The following is a 22276-nucleotide window of genomic DNA, read 5'->3' on the forward strand; positions in this document are numbered from 1 at the left end:
TCACGCCGGACGATCTTGAATACCCGAATCGGGGATTCGTGTCCGTCGTCGTCGCGCGCGCCCGGCACTCGTCGTAGGCTGCCGAACACTCGCGAAAAGAATTTTCGGCCGGGTGTCGATCCGCAGCGGTGCCCGTTCGACCTAGGGATGAACGCAGGGCCCGGCAGGCGGGTCCACACCGATCCGAGGAGACGAAACCATGAAGTTCATGCTGATCATGCGCGCCACCGACGAAGCCTGGGCCGCGGCGGCCGATATCGACTTCAACGAGATGCTCGAGACCATGGGCAAGTTCAACGACGAGTTGATCAGCGCCGGAGTGCTGGTCGCCGCCGAGGGGCTCGACGACGCGGCGCAGGGCGTGGTCGTCGACTACTCGTCGGAGACCCCGGTGGTCACCGACGGGCCCTACGGGGAGACGAAGGAACTGTTCGGCGGGTTCTACATTCTCAATGTGGCCTCCAAAGAGGAGGCGATCGAGTGGGCCAAGCGCATGCCGGTCGTCGTGCCGGGCACCAAGACCGAGATCCGGCGAGTCCCGAGCATCGATGAATTCCCGCAGGACAATGTCTGGGTCGCGAGGGAGCGCGCGTGGCGTGAGGCCAGCGGCCAGCTCTGAATCACGATGAGCGACCACACCGGCCGCGAGGCCGTGGCCGCCGTCTGGCGGATCGAATCGGCCCGGATCGTCGGCGCCCTCGCGCGCTACACCCGCGACTTCGCGATGGCCGAGGATCTCGCCCAGGAGGCGTTCGCGGAGGCACTGGTGACCTGGCCGCGCGAAGGCGTGCCACGTCAGCCGGCCGGGTGGTTGCTCACCGTCGGCAGACGCCGGGCCATCGACGCGTTCCGGCGCCGGGCCGCCCTCGACGACCGCTACGTCGCCCTCGCCGCCGACCTCGGCGAGGGCGACGCGCTCACCGGCGGGGACCCTGTGCGTGCCGGGCAGGACGTGCTGTGGGATCCCGATCAAATCGGCGACGATGTGCTCGCGCTGATGTTCATCTCGTGTCACCCGGTGCTCTCGCGGGAGGCGCGGTTGGCCTTGACGTTGCGTGTCGTCGGCGGTCTGACCAGCGACGAGATCGCCAAGGCGTGCCTGGTCCCGACCGCGACAGTGCAGGCCAGGATCACCAGGGCGAAGAAGACTCTCGGCGCCGCCGAAGTCCCCTTCGAGGTGCCGCCGGTCGCCGAGCGCCGGGCCCGGCTGGGTTCGGTGCTCGGGGTCATCTATCTGATCTTCACCGAGGGGTCGTCTGCCAGCACCGGCGACGACCTCATCCGCTTCGACCTCGCGGGGGAAGCGCAGCGGCTGGCCCGCGTGCTGTCGCGGCTGATGCCCCACGAACCCGAGGTCTACGGACTGCTGGCGCTGCTCGAACTGACCGCGGCGCGATTTCCTGCCCGCACCGGTCCCGACGGTGAGCCGGTCCTGCTCGAACAGCAGGACCGCCGCCGCTGGGATCGCTCGGCGATCCGGCGCGGTCGTGCGGCGCTGGTGAAAGCCGGTGCGGTCGGGCGTGGACTGGGCGCCTACGGGCTTCAGGCCGCGATCGCCGAATGTCACGCCGTCGCACCGTCGGTCGAGCGGACCGACTGGGAACGGGTGGTCGTGTTGTACGAAGCACTGGGCAGACTCGCACCGTCGCCGGTGGTGGACCTGAACCGGGCGGTCGCGGTATCGATGGCCGACGGGCCCGCAGCGGCCCTGCCGATCGTCGACGAGATCACCGCATCCGGCGCCCTGTCCACCTCGCACCTGCTGCCCAGCGTGCGCGGTGAACTGCTCACCCGGCTCGGCCGCACCACCGAAGCTCGTGCGGAGCTCGCCGAAGCCATCCGCCGGTGTGGCAACGAACGTGAGAAGAACGTCCTCGCAAAAAAGCTCGCCGGACTCGCCTGATCGTCGAGCGCCGGCGCCGCCCGCCGCAGCGGGGCTCGGCCTGCACTCGCGGGTCGGCCAGGTCGCCGAACGGCGGCAGAAATACACCGGGTCGCAGGACCATATTCGCAGTATAGAGGCCATAAAGGCCGGTCTTCGCGCGCTCGTAACGTTTGCTCGCAAAGAGGTCGGGTATTCGTGAAAGGCGACGACGAGAGGGTGTTGTGGATGTCAAGGGAATCGAAAACGGTGCTGCACCGGGCAATCGGTGCGTCGGCGATCGGTAATGCGGTCGAATGGTTCGACTATGGTGTCTACGCCTATCTGGCGACGTATATCGCGAGGTCGTTGTTCCCCGGTGACGGTGAGTCCGGGATGGTCTACACGCTGCTCGGTTTCGCCGTATCGTTCCTGATCCGGCCGGTCGGCGGCATGATCTGGGGTCCGCTCGGCGACCGCATCGGGCGCAAGCGCGTGCTCGCCACCACGATTATTCTGATGGCCGGATCAACCCTCGCCGTCGGCCTTATCCCGAGCTTCGACATGATCGGCATCGGCGCCCCGATTCTGCTGTACGCGCTGCGCATGATCCAGGGACTTTCCGCCGGTGGTGAATATGGTGGCGCCGCGACATTCATGGCCGAATACGCACCCGATCGCAAGCGTGGATTCTATGGAAGTTTCCTCGAGGTGGGCACGCTCGCCGGCTTCACGCTCGGCAACCTGGTCGCCCTGCTGCTGGTGAATGTCCTCGACGACGCGTCGATGAATTCGTGGGGCTGGCGCATCCCGTTCATGATCGCCGGTCCGCTGGGCCTGATCGGCATGTACCTGCGTAGCCGGGTGGAGGACACCCCGGTGTTCCGCGAGGTCGACAGCAAGGACGAGACCGAGGAAGTCTCCGGCGTCTACCGCGATCTGGTGACGAAGTACCTGCGCCCGGTGCTGACCCTGTTCGGCCTGGTGATCGCGCTGAATGTCGTGAACTATTCGTTGATCAGCTACACCCCGACCTACCTCGGCTCCGCGCTGGGTATGGACAAATCCGATGCGTTGCTCGTGCCGCTGATCGGCCAGATCGCGATGCTGTGCACCCTGCCGTTCCTGGGTGCCCTCTCCGACCGGATCGGGCGCAAACCCATGTGGATGTTCTCGTGTGCGGCGATGATGGTCGCGGTGATCCCGGTCTACCATCTGATCGGTTCCTCGCTCACCGGCGCGATTGTCGGCTTCGCGATTCTGGGCATGCTCTACGCGCCGCAGCTGGCGACGATCTCGGCCACGTTCCCCGCGATGTTCCCCACCATCGTGCGGTTCGCCGGTGTGGCGATCGGCTACAACGTGGCCACATCGATTTTCGGTGGCACCGCCCCGGTGATCAACGAGTCGATCATCAGCGCGACCGGCAACAACATGGTTCCGGCCTACTACATGCTCGCTGCGTGCGCGGTCGGCCTGATCGCGTCCTTCTTCCTCATCGAGACCAAGGGTGTCTCGCTGCGCGGCACACAGGTGCCGGGTACGCCCGAGGCGATCGAGGAACAGCGTGAACTGGGCGAGCCCGCCGAGGTCGTCGCGGTGAAATAGATCGTGCACCGAGGGCGCGGCGTCGATCCGGCGCCGCGCCCTCGGTGTCTTCGGGCTAGTTCTGCGCGGCCGCGCGGAACACGGCGAGAGCTTCCTCGCCCAGGTGTGGTCCGCTGACCTCGACCGGCACGTTCGAACTCGCGACGACCTCGGCGCAGGTGAGTCCGAAACTGGTACCCGGGGGCATGATCGGCCCGAATTCGGCTGCGGCCGCGGCGAAGACGATGCGGCCGACTCCGGCCCACACCATCGCGGCGGCGCACATCGGGCACGGTTCGCCGCTGGCGTAGACGGTGGCGCCCCGCAGTTTCGCCGCGTGGCCCGCGGCGGTCGCGAGGGTGATCGCGACCAGTTCGGCGTGGGTGGTGACGTCGCCGGTGGTGTTCACCGCGTTCACACCCTCGGCCAGGACCGCGCCGTCGTGGCCGAGAGCGACCGCGCCGAAGGGGCGATCGCCGAGCGCGGTGGCGTGCCCGGCGAGGTCGATGGCGCGACGCAGATGGGTGATGTCGATATCGGTCAGCTCGCTCATGAGGTGAGATCCACTTCCGTTCCGATGCCGTTGGCGCGGGCCTTGTCGATGAGCAGGCGGGCGGCGGCCAGATCCTGCAGGCCGATGCCCACCGAATTGAACAGGGTGATGTCGCGGTCGTCGTGACGGCCGGCTGCCCGGCCCGCGATCACCTCGCCCAGCTCGGTGCCCACCGCGTCCTGCGTGATCGCGCCTTCGGCGATGGCCATCAGCGTGTCGCCGGATTTGGTGAGCGTGGTGCCGATCGAGTCTACGACGACCCTGGACCGGCGCATGGCCTCGCCGTCCACCTCCCGGTGATCCGCCCTCGGCGGTGCGCCCACCGCGTTGACGTGCAGACCGTCGCCGAACCAGGCGCCGTGGACGATCGGCTCGCGGGACGGCGTGAGGGTGCACAACACGTCGGCGGCGCGGGTGACCGACTCCGGGCTGTCGAGGGCACGCACCTCGAGACCGAGATCGGCTATCGCACTGCGGAATCGGTCGACCGTAGCTGCGGTGCGAGACCAGACCAGCACGGTCTCGAGCTCGCGCACGGTCGCAATCGCGCGCGTGTGCTCCACGGCCAGATTGCCCGCGCCGATCACACCGAGTACCGAACTCGATGGTCGGGAAAGATATTTCGTCGCCACCGCGCTGGCGGCGGCGGTCCGCACGGCGGTGACGAGGCGTCCGTCGATCAGTGCCTCGCACGAACCGTCGGCCGCCGAGGTCACCACGATCACCGACCGCTGCACCGGCAACCCGCGCCCGCGATTGGCGGGCAGGTCGGCGAGCAGTTTGACCGCGGCGGCACCGGCGGATTCGGCGGCGGCGACCATGGGCACGAAGGCCGCGCCGCCCAGTGTCATCGCCGGTGGAGCGGGGACGAACGCGGTGCCCAGCGCCAGATCGGCGTGCGCGCGCTCGACGGCGGCGAGCACCTCACCGCGGTCGAGGACGGCGGTCACATCGGAGTGCGACAGGATCAGAGTCAACGGTGGCTCCTGCGAAAGTAGGGGCGGGTCAGGAAGTTCGGGCGAAGGAAACGGTGAGGTCGCGCGGCGAGCGGCTGTTGCCGACCAAGCCGCTGACGGCCACGATCGCGATCAGATAGGGCAGCATCACCAGCAACGCGAACGGCACATCGACGCCGAGGGCGGGCAGTGCGAACTGCAGGGCCTGGGCGAGACCGAAGAACACCGATGCCCAGATCACCCCGAGCGCACGCCAGCGGCCTGCGATCACCGCGACCACGGCGAGATAGCCGATGCCGCCGGTCATGTTGTCGCTGAACGAATGCACCTCCGACAGCGCCAATTGCGCGCCGCCGAGGCCGGCAGCGAACGCGGCGAGCAGCACACAGCCGTACCGGGCGGCCTTCACCGGCAGACCTGTGCGGTCGGCGGCGACGGCGTCTTCACCGATCGCGTCGATCACCAGACCCAGCTTGGTGCGTCGGGAGAACACGACCGCCAGGACGGCGACGACCGCGATGCACAGATAGCCGAGCGCGGTCTGCCCGAACAGGGCGGGACCGATAACCGGGATATGGTGCAGCACCGGTATCGGCAGCGCGTCGAAACCGGGAACGCTGTGGCCCTTGCCGTCGTCGAGCAGCAGGCGCGCACCGTAGGTGGTGGTGCCGAGTGCCAACGCGTTGCCGGCGATGCCGACGACGATCTGGTCGGCGCGCAAGCCGATACTCCAGATCGCTTGCAGCGCACCGAAGATCAGGGCAGCGAGCACGGCGGTGGCCGCGCCGAGTACCGGCGAACCGGTGGTGACGGCACCGAGGACGCCGGCGAACGCGCCGGTCAGCATCATCGCCTCGAGGCTCAGATTGAGCACACCCGCGCGTTCGCTGACCAGCTCACCGCTCGCGGCGACGAGGATGGGCAGGGTGAAACCGATTCCGCTGGTCGCGATATCGGTGACGGTATCGAGGCTCATCGCGGCGCTCCTGCCGGATCGGCGGTGTCCACGGACGGCACCGGTTGTGGTGCGGGTTCGGTCTTGCGTCTACGAGAGGTCCAGATGGCGGCGCCCGCGATGAACACGATCATCAGCGACTCCACGACCGCGATGGTCGACGCGGGCACATTCGCGGCCAGCTGCAGGTTGATCCCGCCGGAGACGAGGAACCCGAGCAGCAGCGACACCGCGACCACGGCGGCCAGTGAGCCACGTGCCAGCAGGCCGACGACCAGACCGGAGAATCCGTATCCGGAGGAGAACCCTTCGGCGAGGACGAACGGCGCCGTCGCCACCAGCAGCCCGCCCGCGACGCCGGAGAACGCGCCCGCCGCCGAGAGGCTCAGGAAACGCAGCCGACGCACCGGCAGCCCGAGCCGCGCGGCCGCGTCGGGATTGAGCCCGACCGCCCGCAATCGGGTACCGAGTGCGGTGCGACGCACCAGGATCGCGGTGCCGAACGCGGCCACCACGGCGATCCACAGGGCAATGGTCGCGGGCGAGCGTTCGATGCCCAGCAGCGGCAGATGCGCGGCCGCGGTGAGCTGTTCGGACTGCGGCAGCGTCTCCGAGGACGTCACCGGCTGGCGCAGCAGCGCGGGCTCGTGCACGACGAGCAGCACCAGCGCCAACCCGACGAAGTTGAGCAGCAGCGTGGTGATGATCTCGCTGGTGCCGCGCGCGACCCGCAGGTACGCCGCGATGGCGGCCCACAACCAGCCCGCGGCTGCCGCCCCGATCAGCACCGCGGGCAGGGTGATCACGGCGGGCGCACCGGTGAGCGTGGTGCCGATCGCGGTGGCGGCGATGCCACCGGCGCAGATCTGGCCCTCGCCACCGACATTGACCAGTCCGGCGCGGTGGGCGATGGTGAAGCCGACGGCCACCAGCATCAGCGTGGCCGCGACATTGAGCGAGGCGCCGATCGCGTAGTCGCTGCCGAACATGCCCTCCCACAGTGCGGTCATCGTGGCGCCCGGTGCCGCGCCGGCGACGGCGGCCAGGATCAGCCCGATCATCCCGGCCGCGAGCATCGCCGCGACGGCGACGACGATCGGGTGGTGTGCCCACTGGCGCAAGCCTGCCGGGTGCTGCTTCGAGGAAGGCTTGCCGAACCCGCGCAGCCCGCCCAGCGACGTTCGCCGAGGTGGGGGCGCGGTGGCCGCGGTCGTGGTCCGACTCGGTGCGCTCATGCCGCGACTCCCATCATCAATTCGCTGATCTGTTGTGCCGCTGCGGGATCGGCGGTCTCGATCGGTCCGGCGAGTGTGCCGCGATACGCGACGAACACCCGGTCGCACAGCGCGAGCAACTCGGGTACCTCGCTCGACACCACCAGCACCCCACAGCCGTCGGCGGCCGCATGGCGCAGCTGGGTCAGCACGAAATCGACTGCGCCGATGTCCAATCCGCGCGTCGGCTGGGCGGCGACCAGGCAGCGCAGGTTCGCGGCGGACAGTTCGCGGGCCAGCACCACCTTCTGCTGATTGCCACCCGAGAGCGAACCCATCGGCACCCACGGCCCGGCAGCGCGCACGTCGAAGCGGTCGAGTTCGGCCTGGGCGGCGCGTCCCATGGCCTGCTTGTCGAGCAGTCCGAAGCGCCGGAAGCGGCCGAGTCGGCCGAGGAAGAGGTTCTCCGCCAGGGTCATCTCGGCGACCATCGCGTCGCGGTGGCGGTCCTCGGGCACGACGCCGAGTCCGAGCCCGGTCCGGGTGGCGGGGTTGGCGGTCGTGATATCGGTGTCGGCGAGCGTGACCGTGCCGGCGCTCACCGGGGTAGCCCCGGCGAGGACCGCGACGAGCTCGCTCTGCCCGTTGCCCTCGACGCCCGCGATTCCGACGATCTCGCCGGGCCGCACGACCAGACGCGCATCGTCGAGCGCCGCGCTTCCGTCGGCGCGATGCACGGTCACTCGATCGATGGTGAGAACCGGTGCGGGGGAATCGGATTCGGCAGACGACTCGAAACCGGCGCTAGACGGGGTCGATTCGGTGGCAGGGCCGACCGGGAGAGCCGTTGCGGGTGAATCTGCTGTCGTCGCCGAATCGGCGGGATCCAGGCCGATGGTCGCGGCGACGGTCGGGTCGAGGTCGGCGGCGGTACGCCCCACCATCGCGGTGAGCAACTGGGCGATGGTGGTGTTCGACATCCGCCCGCCACCGGCGACCGTGCCGCGGCGCAGCACGGTCGCGGCATCGGCGACCCTGGCCACCTCGCCGAGTTTGTGCGTCACCAGGACTACCGCTTTGCCGTCGGCGGCGATGGCGCGGCAGGTGTCGATCAGCGCGTCGATCTCGGCCGGATCGAGCACTCCCGTCGGTTCGTCGAGCAGGATCAGCGCCGGATCACGCAGCAACGCCTTGACGATCTCGACCTTCTGCCTCGCGCCGACCGGCATGGTCGCGACTTGCTGGTCGAGGTCGACGCGCAGGCGGTAACGCTGTGCGATCTCGTCGAGCCGGTCGGTCAGCTCCTTGCGGCGGGACCGGAGTCCGTGCTGGGTGAGCAGCAGGTTCTCCGCGACGGTCATGGTGGTGACCAGACTGAAGTGCTGGTGCACCATGGCGACACCGGAAGCCATCGCGGCGGCGGGGGAGTCGGGCCGGAAGTCCTTGCCGCCCAGCTGCATACGTCCGGTGTCCGGGTGGTAGCCGCCGAAGACGAGATTGCACAGCGTGGACTTGCCCGCGCCGTTCTCGCCGAGAACGCAATGGACAGTGCCGGATTCGACGGTGACGTCCACGTCGTGCAGCGCCTGCACGTCACCGAAGCGCTTACCGACCCCGTGCAGGGTCAATGCGGGAGTGCTCATCGTGGATCAGTACGGCTTGACCGCGCCGGTGGACAGGGCCGTTTTCGCCTTCGCGAGTGCGTCGGCGACCCCGGAGTCCTTGCTGCACAACACGAAATCGGTGCCGTCGTTGGGCGAGGTCAGCCCGAAGCGCACGTTCTCGGCCTTCCACGAGTCGTCCAGAACGGCCTTCACCGCGAACTCGACCTCGGCGCCGATATCGGTGTGTACGTAGCCCAGGTACGCGGGGTTGGTGCAGTCGCCGGGGATCGGACCGCCGACCATCGTGGCGTTGGACTGGCTGGCGGCCTGCTCCATGCCCGCCTTGCCCAAGTTCACGATCTGGCCGAGTGTGCCCGCGCCGGCGCCGTAGTCGGCCAGTGCGGCCTGTTTGGCCTTGGCGGGGTCGTTGAAGTCGCCGACGTACTGCGGGGTGAGCACCTTCGCGTCGGGCTTGGTGAACCGCGCACCGTTGCCGAAGGCGTTGGCGGCGTTGACGATCGCGGGCAGTTCGACGCCGCCGACGAAGGCCACCGTGCCCGACTTGGACCCCGCCGCCGATACCGCGCCGCTGAGGAATTCGGCCTCGGCCTGCTGCGGGTCGTAGTAGGCGAGGTTGGCGAGTGGCTTGGCGTCGGCCGGTCCGCCGATCTCGACGAACTTCACGTTCGGGAACTGCGGCGCCACCTTGCGCACGTCGGCGTCGGTCTGGCCGCCGAGGGAGATCACCAGGTCGTTGGCCGAGGCGAAGCGGACCAGGGCCTGCTGGTAGTCGCTGGCGGCGACCTGTTCGACCTTGCTGAGTTCCACCTTGTCGCCGAGCGCGTCGGCGACGCGCTGGTAGCCGAGATATCCGGACTGCATGAAGCCGGTGTCCGACAGTGAGCCGGGGAAGAACACGCCGACCTTCAGCTTGCCGCCCGACGCCGTGGAATCGGCGGAGCCACAGGCCGACAGGAGGGCAGCGGCGGCGAGCGCGGCCGAGCCGAAGGCGATCGCGCGCCGAGTGGACTTGTGCACGGGGTACTCCTTGATCGAACGAACCGCTCACTTAGCGGTATACCGTTAAGTGTCAGCCTGGGGCTCGGAGATGACGGGCGGATTACCGAAAAGTAAGAAACGGTCGCATGCCGCGAGCGGACTACCGTGGTGGCGTGCAGGAGCAGAAGGATGGTGCGGTGGCAGACGAACCGGCGAAGAAGTCGCTGCGGGATCAGGCCTACGAGGAGTTACGTGACCGGATCATCGATCTGCGCTTGAGCCCTGGTCAGCGGCTCGTGGAACGCGACCTCGCCACCGAGCTGGCCATCTCGCGGATCCCGCTGCGCGAGGCGCTGCAGATGCTCGAACGCGAGGGTCTGGTCGTGATCGTGCCGAGGCAGGGCGCGATCGTCGCCCCGTTCACGGTGACCGACGTGCGTGACCTGTTCGATGTTCGCGAAAGCCTCGAAGTCCTCGCGGCGCGCCTGGCCGCCGAACGCGCCGAGCCGGCCGACCTCACTGCCCTGCGTGCGCAGCTCACCGCGGCCCGCCAGGCCACTGCCCGTGGCGACCAAGCCGCGATCGCCGCCGCGAACGCGGGGTTTCACGCCGTCATTGTCGAAGTGTCCGGCAACCCACTGTTGCAGTCGTTGTTGCGCCCCTTGGAATCCCGAGTCCGCTGGCTGTTCCACCTGACCAAGGAACGTGACCCGGGCACCCAATGCGACGAACACGAAGCCCTCTACGCCGCGATCGCCGCGCACGACTGCGACGCGGCCGCCGAAATCGCCTACCGCCACGTAGCTTCCGGCCGTGAGCCCAGCCTGGCCCTGTCCGCCCAATGGTCCATGCCCGACATCGACCCCGTCTCGGCCACCCGCACCCGCCAACGCGGCTCCCACCGCGAGAAGACCGCGTAGATCGCGGCGTTTGGGGTCTAGTCGGTCAGGAGCTTGAGGACGAGGGGGCGGGACATGGTTCCGGCGACTCGGCGGGCGAGCTGATTCGCCCCCGCCCCAGCGGCGTGGGCGGTGCGCAGGGCGGTTGCGAGTTCGGCGCGGGCGGCATCGGCAGCGGCTTGGGCTTCGCGAAGGCGGCGGGCGGCGTCGTCTACCGGGGTGGTCAATGCATTGACCGGTTCGGGGAGGGTGGCGTCCGGCTGCGGCGCGACGGGTTGGGGTGTGGTCGCGAGGTTTCGCAGTGCGGCCCGAGCGAATTCCTTCACGAACTCGCGGGTGGCGTCGGTGTCGGAGGCGGCGTCGCCGAGCAACAGGCGCGTGGTCTGGGGGACGGCGTGGGTCCAGTTGGCGAGGCCGCAGAGGGCGAGTAGGAGGCGGCCTGCCTGCTTCTCGTCGACACCGAATTGTTCTTGGGCACGGTCGAATTTCTGTCCGTAGTGGTCAGCGCGCCAACCGTCGACATCGTGGGCGTCGGCGCCGCGGTGCAAGCCCTCCCAGAGCAGCAGGCGCAGCAGCTGCGGATGGTCGCGGTGGTAGTCGAAGAGCTTGCCGACGTAGTCGCCCGGCTCGGTCTCGGCGAGTGGCTGCACGACCTCCATGAATTCGCGCATGGTGTCGACGATGATGACGTCGAACAGCCTGTCCTTGCTGCCGAACAGGCCGTAGATGCGTTCCTTGTTGACGCCGGCGGCCTCGGCGATGCGATCGACGCGGGCTCCGGCCAGACCGTACTGCGCGAATTCGGCTCGCGCCGCACGCAATAGGGCCTGTCTGGTCGCGTCGCTGCGTTTGATGGTGCTCGCCGTCATGGGACTGACTTTACCAGTTCTTTAAACCAACTATTTGGTTGACTCTGTCCCTGTGCGAGCCTACTGTCGTCGACATGGCATCACCGACAGTCCAGCTTCCGGTCGGAAGTCCGGCCCCTGCCCGCGTTCGCGACACGTCGCCCCGTACGCACACCGGGTGCACCCTCCCTGTTTTCGTGCTGTCGGCCCTGGTGGCCACCGGCCAGATGTACACGCCGATTCCCCTGTTCGAAGCCATGAAAGCAGAGTGGAGTGTGGGTTCGGGGGCGATGACATGGGTCATCAGCGCCTTCGCCTTCGGCTACGCGGGCGGCTTCGTGCTGTTCGGCCCGCTGTCGGATCGATACGGCCATCGCCGGGTCCTGGTCACCGGCATGCTCGTGGCCGCGGTGGTCACCCTGTTGACCGGTCTGGCGTTCAGTGCGCCCGTGGCCATCGCGCTCCGGATCGTGCAGGGCCTCGTCGTCGGCTCCATTCCGCCCGCGATCATGGCCTACGTCGGCACGCGCATCGCGCCGGGGCACCGGGCCGTGGTCACCATGTCGGTGGCCACCTCCTTCCTGGCCGCCACCGTCATCGCCCAGATCGTCTCGCAGGCCGTGGTCGCGTCGTTCCCGTGGCGCGCCGTATTCCTCGGCTCCGCGGTCGTTTTCGCGGCCTTGGCCTTCGCGCTGCGGGCCGTCATGCTCGATGACGCCCCCACCGGCCGTGACCTCCCGCTGCGCCACAGCTACGCCGCCATTCCCGCGGTGCTGCGCATCACGCCGCTGCTCCCGATGCTCGTGGCGGGCGCCCTGAGCATGGCCGTCATGGTCGGCATCTACACCGGGATCGAGCTCACCGGCCTGGTCACCGGTTCCGGCGAACTGCTGACCCTGCGGGCGGGCGCCCTGCCGGTGATGATGGCGCTGCCACTGCTCGCCATTCCGCTGGCGCGCCTGTCCAAGCCCACCCAGATGGTCCTCGGCGTGCTGATCGCGGCCATCGCGATGGTCGCCGCAACCTTCGAAGGCTCGCACCTGGCGGTCCTCACTGTGCTGCTGGCGGTCCTGGTCGGTGGCCTCGGCGTCATCGCCCCCGCGGTGTTGCAGAGCGCGGGTGAACTCGGCGGCGATGCCCGCGCGGCAGCCTCTTCGGTCGCCATGTTCAGCTTCTACGTCGGCGCGACCCTGGGCCCGATCGTCGCGGCAGCGACTGCGCCACACGGCTTTTCGACCCTGGCATGGACCCTGGCTCTGCTCCTGGTCCTTGCCCTGTGCCTGACTCTGCTCGGCGCTCGCCTGCAGCGCTCCGCGCGTCTCGCGACCGTGACGGGTTGACCGTCGAGTAGATCAGGCAAGCCCTCATGCCGCCGCCATCGCCGCCGACGCGGCCACCGAAATCGCCTACCGCCACGGCGGTTCGTCACAGTCGGCGGATTCCGCGTGCGACCTTGGCGAACGATGACCCGGTCAGGAGTCCCGTCCGCAGTTTCGGGTGACACGCGCCGAGGTCAACCAATACGGCGTAGGTCAATCCGTGGTCGCGCCGTTCGGCGATCTGGTCGAGCACCTCTGCCGGTGTGCCGACCTGAAAGACATCTCGGATCAACGACAGCGGTGCGCGTCGACCGTATTCCAGCGCAGTGGCCTCGTCGATGGTCTGCGGCAGGATGTCCTGGGCGCCGGAGAACGTGGGGCCCAACGGATGCTCGACGCCATGGCGTGCCCAGGCCTGCGCGGACGCGGCGAGCATGTAGGCGCGGATCACCGCCGAATCGAGGATCTCCTCGACAATCGTCTGCGACTTCGCGGTGATGATCCATTGCCACCCGGCCGCTTGGACCGCAGACGGGTCGCGTCCGGCATCCGAGGCCGCGGTCCTGATCGTGTCGAGCTTGTCGCGGTATTCGGCCGGGCTGCCCGGAAAGGCGGGCAGCCACGCGTCGGCGAATCGACCGGCCACCCTGAGCATGCGCGGTCCGTGCGCTCCCATCCAGAGCTCCGGTCGGGTACCGCGGTGCGGCGGCAGCGCGAAGACCGCGTCGCGGAGAGGGAAGAATTCGGAATCCCGGGAGATCGGCTCACCGTGGGACTCCCACAATGCCCGAATCGTCGCGACAGCCTCCTCGAAGCGCGCGACCGGGCGTTGCCAATCGACACCGTAGGGCTCGTTGTTCTCGCGTTCTCCCGGACCGATCCCGAGAATCGTTCGCCCGCCGCTGAGTAGATGCAAGGTCGCGGCGGCCTGTGCGGTCACCGCCGGATGCCTGCGACCGGCGTCGGTGACTCCCACCCCGAGCCGGAGCCGACTCCACCGATTCCGCGCCGCCGCGCGCCCGAGCAGGGTCCACGGTTCGTAGTACGCGTCCGCGACGGGAACGACCCGTGCGCCGCCCGCATGGCTCGGCTTCCACACCGACGAGGGAAACAACCCGATCAAGTGGTCGACGACCCACAGGGAGTCGGCACCGGTCGTCGCGGCGACGAACTTCGCCGTGCGGTGGGTGAGATCCGGCGCACCGCGGGAATGAAGACCCGGATCGACTATTCCGGTCCTGACTCGTGCCATGGGCTACTCCCACTACTCGATGTCATCACTGCGGTCTCCCCTGTCGACCGGCTCGATTATCCCACCGATCGGCGGTAAGCCGGAGGTGCCTAGCCCGCGGCGTGCAGGGCGAGCCGGGCGGCGTGGATCGCCGGATGCAGGCCGGTGCCGTTGCGGTATACGAGCTGGGTGTGGCGGCGGATCGGCAGGGGAGTGAGGGTGATGTGTTCGGGGGGTGCGTAGAGGGCGAGGGCGGGGACTATGGCGGTGCCCGCGCCTGCGGCGACGAGGGTCAGGACGGTGTCGAAGTCGTCGGCGTGGTGGCGGATGTGGGGGGTGAATCCTGTTGCCTGACAGGCTCGGATCGTCAGGGTATGGCACAGCGTGCCGGGGGTGCCCGCGATCCAGGGGGATCGGCGGTGTGCGGCCAGCGAGTCCTCGGTGGGCACGGGGCCCAGTGTGGCCAGGTAGACGGTTTCGGTGTGGAGGGGCTCGGTTTGCAAGGAGGGGTCCGTGTCGGCGGGGACCAGGTCGTAGTCGTGGGTGAGCGCGATATCCAGGGTCCCCGCGCGCAGGGCGTTCGGGATGTCGGCGGGGTCGATTTCGGTGACGGTGAGTTCCAGGCGCGGGTGGTCGGTGCTCAAGGTGACGAGGGCGGGCGACAGCAGGGTGCGCGCCGCGGTCGGAAAGGTGCCGATGCGCAGGGTGCCGGCCAGCTCGTCCCTGGTACAGGACAATTCGGCGTCGGCGTGTTCGAGGGCGGCCAGGATCGTTTCGGTGTGCCCGACGAGGAGCTGCGCGGCGGGGGTGAGAGCGACGCGGCGGCCCGAGCGTTCCAGTAGTGGGACGCCCGCTTCGCGTTCGAGCGCGGTGAGCTGCTGGGATACCGCCGAAGGCGTATAGCTGAGCGCCTCGGCGACCGCGGCGATGGTGCCGCGATGGGCGAGTTCGCGGAGCAGGCGAAGTTTGCGGACATCGAGCATCAGTTCAGCTTACGGTCATCATTATGAATGTGAACTGGACCTGATGGTGGATCTGGCTCGACGATAGAGTCATGACATCGCTACACGGCCTCTTCGTCCCTTTGATCACGCCGTTCACCGCCGACGGGGCCGTCGAGCCCGCGGCGCTGGAACGACACGCGCACGCTGTCCTCGACGCGGGGGCGACCGGACTCGTCGCGCTCGGCACCACGGCGGAGCCGTCCGCGCTCACTGCCGCCGAGCGTGCGCGAGTCCTGGATATCTGCGCGAGCGTCTGCGCCGACCGCGGCGCACCGCTGATCGCCTGCGCGGGCGGCAACGCCACCGCGGAATCGGTGCGAGCGATCGCCGAACTCGCGCGGCCCGTCGCGGCCGTGCTGGCGGTGGTGCCCTACTACGTGCGACCGAGCGAAGAAGGCGTGATCGCGCACTTCACGCAGTTGGCAGCGATCAGCCCGGCCCCTCTGCTCGTCTATGACGTGCCGCACCGCACCGGACGCCCGCTCAGCGGCAGCACGTTGATTCGTCTCGCGAATACCCCGAACATCGCCGGCTTCAAGCACGCCGTGGGCGGAATCGACGCGGCCAGTGTCGAATTGATGGCCGCCCATACCCCGGCGACAGTGCTCAGCGGCGACGACCGTTTCGCCTCCGCGCTGCTGGCTCTCGGCGCGCACGGCGCGATCCTGGCCGCGGCCAATATCGCGCCCCGTGAATACGCCGATCTCATCGAGGCATGGCACGCCGGTGACGTCGTCCGGGCCCGCGCGATCGGTGACCGTCTCGACGCGCTCGGCGCGGCCCTGTTCGCCGAGCCCAACCCGACGGTCATCAAGGCGGTGCTCGCCGAGCGCGGTCAGATCTCCAGCGCGGCCGTTCGGCTGCCGATGCTGCCGGCATCGAGTGCCGCGACGAGGGCGGCGCTCATGGCGAGCGAGGCGGCGACGATCACGCGGGTGTGACATCGACCAGATCACGAACAGAAAATTTCACTGGTCATCGGCAGCGAAAGGTGCTTGGGTTAACCGGTGACGAAACCTCCGGATATCGGCGCCGCCGCGCCCGATCACACTCCTGACAAGCTGGATGCCGCCGTGTTGAAGGTGGCGGGCGTCGTCGTCTTGGGCGCGGTGATGTCGATTCTCGACATCACGGTGGTCACCGTGGCGATCCCGACGTTCATGCAGGACTTCAACGCCTCCGTCGAGGTCGTCGCCTGGACCATGACCGGTTACACCTTGGCGCTGGCCTCGGTCATCCCGATGACCGGCTGGGCCGCCGATCGCTTCGGCACCAAACGCCTCTATATGGCGGCGCTGACCTTCTTCATCATCGGGTCGGTGCTGTGTTCGATGGCGTGGAGTATCGAGTCGCTGGTGGCCTTCCGTGTCATCCAGGGCATCGGCGGCGGCATGCTCATGCCCCTCGGTATGACGATCATGACCCACGCCGCGGGCCCGCAGCGGATCGGGCGGGTGATGGCGGTACTCGGCGTGCCCATGTTGCTCGGCCCGATCTGTGGCCCCATTCTCGGTGGCTGGCTCATCGACTCCTTCAGCTGGCACTGGATCTTCCTGATCAACCTGCCGCTGGGCATCGTCGCGCTGATCCTGGCCTGGATCGTGTTCGCTCCCGACAAGCCCAAACCCTCGGAATCGTTCGACTTCCTCGGCATGCTGCTGGCCTCGCCGGGTCTGGCGCTGTTCCTGTTCGGTGTCTCCTCCATTCCGGAGAAGGGCACCGTGATGGCCTCGCGCGTGCTGATTCCGGCGATCATCGGCGCGGCGCTGCTGGTGGCGTTCGTGTTCCACGCGCTGCGCACCGAGCATCCGCTGATCGACCTGCGGCTGTTCTCCAACCCGTCGCTGCGGTACTCCGTGCTCACCATGTCGCTGTTCGCGACGGCGTTCTTCGGCGCAGGCTTCCTGCTGCCGAACTACCTGCAGCAGGTACGCGGGGAGACGGCGTTCGACTCCGGTCTGCTCATGGCCCCACAGGGTATCGGCGCCATGCTGACGATGCCGATCGCGGGATTCCTGGTCGACAAGATCGGCCCCGGCAAGATCGTCATGTTCGGCATCACCTTCATCACCCTCGGCTTGGCCGGGTTCACCCAGCTGGGCGCCGACACCTCCTACCTGCTGATCGGTGGCGCGCTGTTCGTGATGGGTCTGGGCATGGGCTGCACCATGATGCCGGTGATGACCGCCGCGATCCAGACGCTCTCGCACGCACAGGTCGCGCGTGGTTCGACATTGATGAACATCATCAACCAGACCGCGGCGTCGATCGGCACGGCGACGATGTCGGTCGTGCTGGCCGCCCAGCTCAACGATCACCCGGAGGCGAAGGTCGCGATCGGCGCCAACGCCCGGCCCGATCTCGCCGCGCAGGTTCCCCCGTCGGTCATCGAGCAGGGACTCGACCTGGCGGCGACAGCGTTCAGCAACACGTACTGGGTCACCGTGGTACTCGCTCTGCTGACCCTGATCCCGGCGTTCTTCCTGCCGCGAACCAAGCCGAAGGCGCCGATCGACGCCGAAGCTGTGGCGCTGGCCTGATCGGTCATACGCGGAAAGCCCGGACGGAACTCTCTGTTCCGTCCGGGCTTTCGCGTCGGGGTTCAGCCGTAGAGCTTGACGAACATCTCCAGTGAGCGCTCGATATCGCCGCGCAGGGCCTTCGCGACGGCGGACCCGATCGGGCCGAACAGCGGCGCACCGCCCAGGTCGATGTCGACACTTACCTTCGACCCGCTACCGCTCGGCTCGACGAGCATGCCGAGGCCGAACTTGGTGCCGCCGATACCCGTGCCGGTGAGGGCGAGCTTGCGCGGCGGTTCGGCGGTGCGCACGGTCCAGGTGACTTTGTTGCGGAAGCCCTTCACACGGGCGATGCCGGCGACAACGGTGCCCGGTGTCAGCTCCTCGGGCAGTGTTCCGCGCCAAGCCTCGTGAATGGTCAGCCAATCGCCGAGGTGCGGAAGGTCGGACGCGTGCGCCCAGGCCTGGTCCGGTGGGACGGGGACATCGACGGAAAGCTTCAGTTTCGCCACGCCCGGATAATATCCGGTACCCGGGGTTCCGCGAGCATCGGCTCTAGGCATAGCGAACCAGAATAGATCAACTGTCCAGTAGCGTGCAATGTTTCGAGCGGGAAACATGATGTCGGACAGGAAGATCCGTGTCGCGATCGTTACGTGTGCTGCTAATGTGTGCGGGTCGCTGGAATCGGGGCGTGTGAATCGGGTATCCGAAATCACCCCGCGGTGGACAGTGAATGCCTCGGCGGGCCGGCCGGCGAGGGCCACCGGCAACAGCGCCGTGTGGTCGAGGACGACGAAAGATCTGATGAACTCAGGAATTGCGGTGCTGTTGCTCGTCATCGGTGCGCCGCTGTTACTGCTCGCGATCGCGGTCAGTGTCATGGCCATGCGGAACGAGCGCCGACAGCGGCAGCGAGCCGACGCCGCCATCCGGGAACGCCTCGCCTGCGAGAACGCCCTCATGCAGCTGGCGCAGGGCACACTGCCCGCGATCACTGCCGCGGTGCGCCGCCACGAGATCCCCTCGGTCGCGGTGGATCTGCCGGTGGAACTGGGCGATTCGCAGTTCGGCCAGGCGCTGCAGTGGATTGCCACGGGTCATGCCGAGGACCTGCGCGTGGTCACCGAGGAAACCAGGGCGATGGTCGAGCGCTATGGCGAACAGCGTCGTCTCGGTGAGATACAGGACGCCCGGGACCAGACCCGCGGTGAGCTCTCGGCATCCTCGCGGGCGGCCACGAGCGCCGCGGTGCGCTCCTTCGGCACCTCGGTGGTGAGCCTGGGCACCGACCTCGGACAGGTCGTCAGTGCCGCACTACGCGAACATCGTGACGACGCCATCTACGAAACGCTCACCCGGATCGACCACACTGTGCAGCAGATGATCCGGCAGGCGCAGTCCTATGTGATCGTCTCCGGCGGCCTGCCCGGCCGCCGGTGGCCACAGCAGTCGCTCACCGATGTGGCGGGCGGCGCGACCGGGCGGGTCAGGGAATTCCTGCGGGTGCGGGCGGCGCAATCGGACCGGATCGTGATCAGTCGCGCGGTCGAACCGCTCGTGCACACCATGGCGACCCTGCTCGACAACGCGCTGCGCTACTCACCGCCGTCGTCGTTCGTCGAGATCGGTTTCCAGGAAGGCCATCACGGCGTCACCGTGATCATCGACGACGCGGGTATGCGGATGAGTCCCGAGCAGCTCGAGGACGCGCGCCTGGTGCTCAGCGGCGAACGCCCGGTCGACATCCACGATCTCGGCCCCGCGCCGAAGGTCGGCTTCCCCGGTATCGCGGCGCTGGCCCGGCGCTACGGATTCTCCGTGCACGTCGACGGGCCCAATATCTTCGGTGGCATGCGGGCCATGGTGTATGTACCGTCGGCGCTGCTGGTGAGCGGCGACGCCCCGCGGCTGCCCGAGCCCGAACTCGCCGCGCCCGCACACATTCCCGTGCCGGTCGCCGAGATCGAATCGCCCGGCGCCGACGTTCACGAGATCACCAGCGGCGGGCTGCCCAAGCGCCGCCGCAGACCGGTTGCCCCGGATTCGGCGGGGGTAACGACAGAGTCGGGGCACGCGCGCCCCGACCTCGCCGCTGCCTGGCGCAGCGGATCCCGCAGCGGTCGTGCCGCTGCGGCCGAGCGAACCACGGAAGGAACAGCCGATGAGCACACCGGTAGCCGATAGCACCAACCGATTGGCGTGGCTGCTCGAGGATCTCGAGATCCCCGGCGTCCGCTTCGCGGTCCTGCTGTCCGAGGACGGACTGCGCATCGCCCACTCCCGTGGCGTGAGCAAGGACGACGCCGAACGGTTCGCCGCGGCGGCCTCGGGCCTGCGCTCGCTCGGTAAGGCGCTCGGCGAGTTCTGCGGCGGCCCGTCGAACGCGGTGCGCCAGAACATGACCGAGTACGACGAGGGCATGATCATGATCACCGCCGCCGGTGTGGGCGCGCTGCTCGGTGTCGCCACCACCGCCGATGTCGATGTCGCGCTGGTGGCGCATCGGATGAACGAACTGGCCTCGCGCGTGGGTCACGAGATCGGCAGCGCGCCCCGCCTAGGCGGGAGGAATTGAGCCGCGGCAGGCGCGATCCCGATCTGGTGCGGTCCTACGTGCGCACCGGCGGGCGGGTGCGTGCCGCCCATGACCTGGACCTGGTGACCCTGGTTCGTGCCGTCGAGGACGCGCGTCCCGATCACCGCCCCGACGAACGTCGCCTGCTGGCTCTCACCAGCCGCCGCGGCGCTCTGTCGATCGCCGAGCTGTCGGCCTATCTCGACCTGCCCGCCTCCGTCGTGAAGATCATCGTTTCCGATCTGCTCGACAGCGGTCACCTGCACTGCCCCACCCCGGCACAGGTGAAGCCGGAACTCGCATTGATCAAGGAGGTGCTGCATGGCCTCCGCGCCATCGCGGGATGAGGTCGACTACGTCGCGGAAACCGTGACACGGTCGGTGAAGATCCTGGTCGCAGGCAATTTCGGTGTCGGCAAGACCACCTTCGTGTGCGGGGTGTCCGAGATCAGGCCACTGCGCACGGAAGAGACGATCACCGAGGCCAGTATCGGTGTCGACGACATGGCGGGTCTGGGCAGCAAGGTGTCGACCACTGTCGCACTGGATTTCGGCCGCATCACCCTGAATCCCCAACTGGCGCTGTACCTGTTCGGTACGCCGGGCCAGGAACGATTCGCCCCGCTGTGGGAGGAACTGGCTCGTGGTGCTCTCGGCGCGCTGGTGCTCGTCGACACCCGCCGTATCGAGAAGGCCGATGACGTGCTCTCGGCGCTGGAACAGCGTGGCGTGCCGTACGCGGTGGCGGTGAACGAATTCGAAGGATTCCGGCGCTACCCGCTCGAGGAGGTGCGCGAGGCGCTCGACCTCGCGCCCGAGACTCCGGTGATCGCGCTCGACGCACGTCGCCGTGATCAGGGCCTGCGCGCACTGATCACGCTGGCCGAATACCTCTTTCGCAGACAGGAAGCAACAGCGTCATGACGGTCGATATCGCCGCCGACGAACGGGTGGCGATGTGGGCACCCGAATTCGCCGCCGACCCACAGGCGGCGTACCAGCGGATGCGGCGGCGGTTCGGCTCGGTGGTGCCGGTGGAGTTGTCGCCGGGCATCCGGGCCACGCTGGTGATCGGCTATCACACCGCCGTGCGCGTCCTCAACGATCCGGAGCACTTCCCGGCCGACCCCCGCATGTGGCAGCGCGACATCCCGCTGGACTGCCCGGTGCTGCCGATGCTGCAGTTCCGCCCAGCCGCGCTGCGCACCACCGGTGCCGAGCACACCCGATACCGGCAGGCCAATGTCGCCGGGATCGCCGGGGTGGATCTGTACGCGATGCACAGCACCGTCGAACAGTTCGCCATCCCGCTGATCAACAGCTTCTGCGCGACCGGGTCCGCGGACTTGCTGAGCCAGTACGCGTTTCCGCTGGTGTTCCAGGCGCTGAACTCGATGCTCGGGTGCACGCCCGAGATCGGGCAGCAGGTCGCCACCGGGATGGCGCAGATCTTCGAAGGTGACGACGCCGAGGCGGGCAACAACCTGCTCGCCTCCGCACTGGCCGATCTGGTGGGGTTGCGCCAGCGCGAACCCGGTGACGACGTCGCCACCCGCCTGCTCCAGCACCCGGCGGCGCTGACCGACGAGGAAATGGTGCACCAGCTGCTGGTGCTCTACGGCGCGGGCATCGAGCCGATGCTGAACCTGGTGGTCAACACCTTGCGGCTGATGCTCACCGACGACCGGTTCGCCGGAGATGTGCTCGGCGGCAGCCTGTCCACGCGCGACGCGCTCGACGAAGTGCTGTTCACCGACCCGCCGCTGGCCAACTTCTGCATGACCTACCCGCGTCAGCCGATCCTGGTCGAGGACACCTGGCTGCCCGCACACGAACCGGTCGTCATCAGCATGTCGGCCTGCAACAACGATCCGGCCATCGCCGGGCGCGATGTCGTCGACAATCGGGCGCACCTGGCCTGGAGCGCGGGGCCGCACGGCTGTCCGGCCAAACCGGTGGCGTACCTGATCGTGCAGGACGCGATCGACCAATTGCTCGACGCGCTCCCGGAATTGAGCCTCGCCGTGCCGGTCGAGGATCTGGTGTGGCGGCCCGGCCCGTTCCATCGGTCGCTCGCGGCGCTGCCCGTGAGTTTCCCGAAGACACCGCCGTTGCCGATGCCCTGAGATCAGACCGCGCGCAACGC

General features: G+C 68.3%; 22 protein-coding genes. 12 read left to right on the forward strand and 10 right to left on the reverse strand.

The window, feature by feature from the left end:
- Positions 1-199: 199 nt before the first annotated feature.
- From ACFVVI_RS26525 to ACFVVI_RS26535, 3 genes are all read left to right on the forward strand, one after another.
- On the forward strand, positions 200-619 hold the full coding sequence (locus ACFVVI_RS26525; protein ID WP_378989897.1) for a YciI family protein: 420 nt from the start codon (positions 200-202) through the stop codon (positions 617-619).
- Between the two features lie 6 nt (positions 620-625).
- Complete coding sequence (locus ACFVVI_RS26530) at positions 626-1903, forward strand: RNA polymerase sigma factor (RefSeq protein WP_387447337.1); 1278 nt, start codon at positions 626-628, stop codon at positions 1901-1903.
- Between the two features lie 207 nt (positions 1904-2110).
- Positions 2111-3469, forward strand: a complete 1359-nt coding sequence (locus ACFVVI_RS26535) for an MFS transporter (RefSeq protein ID WP_378989900.1) — start codon at positions 2111-2113, stop codon at positions 3467-3469.
- A 55-nt stretch (positions 3470-3524) separates the two neighbouring features.
- Here ACFVVI_RS26535 and ACFVVI_RS26540 read toward each other — a convergent pair whose 3' ends face one another.
- The 6 genes from ACFVVI_RS26540 to ACFVVI_RS26565 form a co-directional block, all read right to left on the reverse strand.
- Positions 3525-4001, reverse strand: a complete 477-nt coding sequence (locus tag ACFVVI_RS26540) for a nucleoside deaminase (protein ID WP_378989901.1) — start codon at positions 3999-4001, stop codon at positions 3525-3527.
- Positions 3998-4978, reverse strand: a complete 981-nt coding sequence (locus tag ACFVVI_RS26545; RefSeq protein WP_387447338.1) for an ornithine cyclodeaminase family protein — start codon at positions 4976-4978, stop codon at positions 3998-4000. Before ACFVVI_RS26545 ends, ACFVVI_RS26540 begins: the two co-directional genes overlap by 4 nt.
- Before the next feature lie 28 nt (positions 4979-5006).
- Positions 5007-5933, reverse strand: a complete 927-nt coding sequence (locus ACFVVI_RS26550; protein ID WP_387447339.1) for an ABC transporter permease — start codon at positions 5931-5933, stop codon at positions 5007-5009.
- The gene (locus ACFVVI_RS26555) at positions 5930-6988 is read right to left on the reverse strand and encodes an ABC transporter permease (RefSeq protein ID WP_387447461.1); all 1059 of its coding nucleotides are present in this window, start codon (positions 6986-6988) and stop codon (positions 5930-5932) included. Before ACFVVI_RS26555 ends, ACFVVI_RS26550 begins: the two co-directional genes overlap by 4 nt.
- Before the next feature lie 155 nt (positions 6989-7143).
- Entirely contained in the window at positions 7144-8769 is a 1626-nt protein-coding gene (locus ACFVVI_RS26560) for an ABC transporter ATP-binding protein (protein ID WP_387447340.1), read from the reverse strand.
- 6 nt (positions 8770-8775) lie between these two features.
- Positions 8776-9768, reverse strand: a complete 993-nt coding sequence (locus ACFVVI_RS26565; protein WP_387447341.1) for a BMP family protein — start codon at positions 9766-9768, stop codon at positions 8776-8778.
- A gap of 134 nt (positions 9769-9902) precedes the next feature.
- Here ACFVVI_RS26565 and ACFVVI_RS26570 point away from each other — a divergent pair, with 134 nt between their 5' ends.
- On the forward strand, positions 9903-10649 hold the full coding sequence (locus tag ACFVVI_RS26570; RefSeq protein ID WP_387447342.1) for a GntR family transcriptional regulator: 747 nt from the start codon (positions 9903-9905) through the stop codon (positions 10647-10649).
- Positions 10650-10666: 17 nt separating this feature from the next.
- On the opposite strand, the gene ACFVVI_RS26575 is transcribed toward ACFVVI_RS26570, so the two are convergent.
- Positions 10667-11497 carry a TetR/AcrR family transcriptional regulator gene (locus tag ACFVVI_RS26575; RefSeq protein ID WP_387447343.1) on the reverse strand — a complete coding sequence of 277 codons (831 nt, stop codon included), beginning with the start codon at positions 11495-11497 and terminating at the stop codon, positions 10667-10669.
- 74 nt (positions 11498-11571) lie between these two features.
- Between ACFVVI_RS26575 and ACFVVI_RS26580 the strand changes: the two genes are divergently transcribed.
- Positions 11572-12816, forward strand: coding sequence for an MFS transporter (locus tag ACFVVI_RS26580; RefSeq protein WP_387447344.1), 1245 nt, complete (start codon positions 11572-11574; stop codon positions 12814-12816).
- Positions 12817-12901: 85 nt separating this feature from the next.
- Here ACFVVI_RS26580 and ACFVVI_RS26585 read toward each other — a convergent pair whose 3' ends face one another.
- Positions 12902-14047 (reverse strand): LLM class flavin-dependent oxidoreductase, encoded by a 1146-nt coding sequence (locus ACFVVI_RS26585; protein ID WP_387447345.1) that lies wholly within the window; start codon positions 14045-14047, stop codon positions 12902-12904.
- An 89-nt stretch (positions 14048-14136) separates the two neighbouring features.
- Positions 14137-15009: a LysR family transcriptional regulator gene (locus tag ACFVVI_RS26590; RefSeq protein ID WP_378989911.1), complete on the reverse strand. Its 873-nt coding sequence runs from the start codon at positions 15007-15009 to the stop codon at positions 14137-14139.
- A 71-nt stretch (positions 15010-15080) separates the two neighbouring features.
- On the opposite strand from ACFVVI_RS26590, the gene dapA reads away from it, so the two are divergent.
- Together dapA and ACFVVI_RS26600 are read left to right on the forward strand one after the other, a co-directional pair.
- On the forward strand, positions 15081-15971 hold the full coding sequence (gene dapA, locus ACFVVI_RS26595) for a 4-hydroxy-tetrahydrodipicolinate synthase (RefSeq protein ID WP_378989913.1): 891 nt from the start codon (positions 15081-15083) through the stop codon (positions 15969-15971).
- Positions 15972-16037: 66 nt separating this feature from the next.
- The gene (locus ACFVVI_RS26600) at positions 16038-17570 is read left to right on the forward strand and encodes a DHA2 family efflux MFS transporter permease subunit (protein ID WP_378989914.1); all 1533 of its coding nucleotides are present in this window, start codon (positions 16038-16040) and stop codon (positions 17568-17570) included.
- Positions 17571-17632: 62 nt separating this feature from the next.
- Here the strand turns inward: ACFVVI_RS26600 and ACFVVI_RS26605 are convergent, their stop codons facing one another.
- Entirely contained in the window at positions 17633-18064 is a 432-nt protein-coding gene (locus tag ACFVVI_RS26605) for an SRPBCC family protein (protein WP_378989917.1), read from the reverse strand.
- 295 nt (positions 18065-18359) lie between these two features.
- Here ACFVVI_RS26605 and ACFVVI_RS26610 point away from each other — a divergent pair, with 295 nt between their 5' ends.
- From ACFVVI_RS26610 to ACFVVI_RS26630, 5 genes are read left to right on the forward strand one after another with little or no spacing between them, the layout of a single operon-like run.
- A complete protein-coding gene (locus tag ACFVVI_RS26610) occupies positions 18360-19739 on the forward strand; it encodes a sensor histidine kinase (protein WP_378989919.1) in 1380 nt (459 codons plus the stop codon).
- Positions 19717-20130 carry a roadblock/LC7 domain-containing protein gene (locus ACFVVI_RS26615; RefSeq protein ID WP_378989920.1) on the forward strand — a complete coding sequence of 138 codons (414 nt, stop codon included), beginning with the start codon at positions 19717-19719 and terminating at the stop codon, positions 20128-20130. The genes ACFVVI_RS26610 and ACFVVI_RS26615 overlap by 23 nt, the downstream gene beginning before the upstream one ends.
- Positions 20127-20477, forward strand: a complete 351-nt coding sequence (locus tag ACFVVI_RS26620) for a DUF742 domain-containing protein (protein WP_056817094.1) — start codon at positions 20127-20129, stop codon at positions 20475-20477. Before ACFVVI_RS26615 ends, ACFVVI_RS26620 begins: the two co-directional genes overlap by 4 nt.
- On the forward strand, positions 20452-21054 hold the full coding sequence (locus ACFVVI_RS26625) for an ATP/GTP-binding protein (RefSeq protein ID WP_266289261.1): 603 nt from the start codon (positions 20452-20454) through the stop codon (positions 21052-21054). The genes ACFVVI_RS26620 and ACFVVI_RS26625 overlap by 26 nt, the downstream gene beginning before the upstream one ends.
- Positions 21051-22256, forward strand: coding sequence for a cytochrome P450 (locus tag ACFVVI_RS26630; protein ID WP_387447346.1), 1206 nt, complete (start codon positions 21051-21053; stop codon positions 22254-22256). The genes ACFVVI_RS26625 and ACFVVI_RS26630 overlap by 4 nt, the downstream gene beginning before the upstream one ends.
- The last annotated feature ends 20 nt before the right edge of the window (positions 22257-22276 follow it).

Source organism: Nocardia sp. NPDC058114 (assembly GCF_042884695.1).
Classification (GTDB): domain Bacteria; phylum Actinomycetota; class Actinomycetes; order Mycobacteriales; family Mycobacteriaceae; genus Nocardia.

Coding starts and splice junctions, on each gene's coding strand:
- ACFVVI_RS26540 (WP_378989901.1), bottom strand. CDS start 4,001: ATGAGCGAGCTGACCGATATCGACATCACCCATCTGCGTCGCGCCATC.
- ACFVVI_RS26625 (WP_266289261.1), top strand. CDS start 20,452: ATGGCCTCCGCGCCATCGCGGGATGAGGTCGACTACGTCGCGGAAACC.
- ACFVVI_RS26535 (WP_378989900.1), top strand. CDS start 2,111: ATGTCAAGGGAATCGAAAACGGTGCTGCACCGGGCAATCGGTGCGTCG.
- ACFVVI_RS26630 (WP_387447346.1), top strand. CDS start 21,051: ATGACGGTCGATATCGCCGCCGACGAACGGGTGGCGATGTGGGCACCC.
- ACFVVI_RS26525 (WP_378989897.1), top strand. CDS start 200: ATGAAGTTCATGCTGATCATGCGCGCCACCGACGAAGCCTGGGCCGCG.
- ACFVVI_RS26560 (WP_387447340.1), bottom strand. CDS start 8,769: ATGAGCACTCCCGCATTGACCCTGCACGGGGTCGGTAAGCGCTTCGGT.
- dapA (WP_378989913.1), top strand. CDS start 15,081: ATGACATCGCTACACGGCCTCTTCGTCCCTTTGATCACGCCGTTCACC.
- ACFVVI_RS26530 (WP_387447337.1), top strand. CDS start 626: ATGAGCGACCACACCGGCCGCGAGGCCGTGGCCGCCGTCTGGCGGATC.
- ACFVVI_RS26555 (WP_387447461.1), bottom strand. CDS start 6,988: ATGCTCGCGGCCGGGATGATCGGGCTGATCCTGGCCGCCGTCGCCGGC.
- ACFVVI_RS26610 (WP_378989919.1), top strand. CDS start 18,360: ATGAACTCAGGAATTGCGGTGCTGTTGCTCGTCATCGGTGCGCCGCTG.
- ACFVVI_RS26585 (WP_387447345.1), bottom strand. CDS start 14,047: ATGGCACGAGTCAGGACCGGAATAGTCGATCCGGGTCTTCATTCCCGC.
- ACFVVI_RS26590 (WP_378989911.1), bottom strand. CDS start 15,009: ATGCTCGATGTCCGCAAACTTCGCCTGCTCCGCGAACTCGCCCATCGC.
- ACFVVI_RS26580 (WP_387447344.1), top strand. CDS start 11,572: ATGGCATCACCGACAGTCCAGCTTCCGGTCGGAAGTCCGGCCCCTGCC.
- ACFVVI_RS26615 (WP_378989920.1), top strand. CDS start 19,717: ATGAGCACACCGGTAGCCGATAGCACCAACCGATTGGCGTGGCTGCTC.
- ACFVVI_RS26575 (WP_387447343.1), bottom strand. CDS start 11,497: ATGACGGCGAGCACCATCAAACGCAGCGACGCGACCAGACAGGCCCTA.
- ACFVVI_RS26550 (WP_387447339.1), bottom strand. CDS start 5,933: ATGAGCCTCGATACCGTCACCGATATCGCGACCAGCGGAATCGGTTTC.